The organism is Rhizobium sp. BR 317, assembly GCF_047445835.1.
GTDB classification, from domain to species: domain Bacteria; phylum Pseudomonadota; class Alphaproteobacteria; order Rhizobiales; family Rhizobiaceae; genus Rhizobium; species Rhizobium paranaense.
This window is the reverse complement of the sequence record NZ_JARWLB010000162.1, coordinates 1-978: the sequence shown is the minus strand read 5'-3', so window position 1 is coordinate 978 and position 978 is coordinate 1. Positions and strand designations below refer to the sequence as shown.

Sequence of the window (978 nt, the reverse complement as noted above, 5' to 3'; positions counted from 1 at the left end):
GGATATATGACTTCAAGGGCGCGCACCCGCGCCGGTTCGATGAATTCATCGCCGCGTTTAACCCAACGCCCTTTGATTTTGCCAGCGAAAACAATCGCAGTCCYGGCACGGCGATCGCACAATTTGCCAATGACATTATTGCMGGTGAATATACGGCTGCAGCCTATGCAGGCGTTTMCGTCTCGCGATATCGCGGCCGAAGCCTCCGCCCGCTCAAACAGGAAATCCTCAGAACCGTCGCGCGGCTGCGCCGGAATCCCGATTGGTCCCTCGCAGTCCTCGTGCCAGCGAACGCCCTGGCGGCAAGCGTCTTCCATTACATGGCCGAGGCAGCCCACGGCCTTCCTGCCTATCCGGTCGACATTCTGGTCGCGGCCGAAGGCCCCATGCTTGCTGCAGACCTGATTGCTCTCCTAATGGAGCCGCGTCCAAGCGATCAAGACCATGCCGCCGCCATACTGGAGGGCTTGGYTGCATTCGAACTAGGCCGCTCAGAAGAGGCTTCCGCGACGGCAATCCGAAAGGCAGGCCGGTACAAAGACATTGCCCGGGCCGTCCGTGCTCGGGGTTTCAACGGGCTCGGCGCGCGCGGTATCGGTYCGGGCGTTCGAAGCCTCCTGGCKAACATTGAAGCGATCMAACTGACGGGGGATCCTTGGTCAGATTGGCGCGCGGTGCGCGCGCAGCTCGACGCGAACGACCGGGATGAATTCAAGGCGCTCGCGAAGGAAGCCCGCCATTTGCGGCTTCTAACACGCGGCGCGCGGATTGAATCGAAGCTCGCGGAGGCATGGCGCACTCATGGCAGCTACAACAACGCTCGCGCCTTGCTGGCGGCCGCCGTCGTTGAGGACCAATTCGCGGCGACMACCCGTCCCKAGCAGGGTGTCACTGTGATGACCATTCACAAGGCAAAAGGAAAGGAATTCGACGAGGTCATCGTCTTCGAAGGCCTGTTCTCACGCTACGTTCAGAGAC

The 978-nt window shown here is 61.1% G+C and carries 1 protein-coding gene; it reads left to right on the top strand.

What is annotated here, in order from left to right:
* Nucleotides 1-281: 281 nt before the first annotated feature.
* On the top strand, nt 282-978 hold a 697-nt coding region (locus QD357_RS32530; RefSeq protein ID WP_414126116.1), incomplete at its 3' end, for a 3'-5' exonuclease.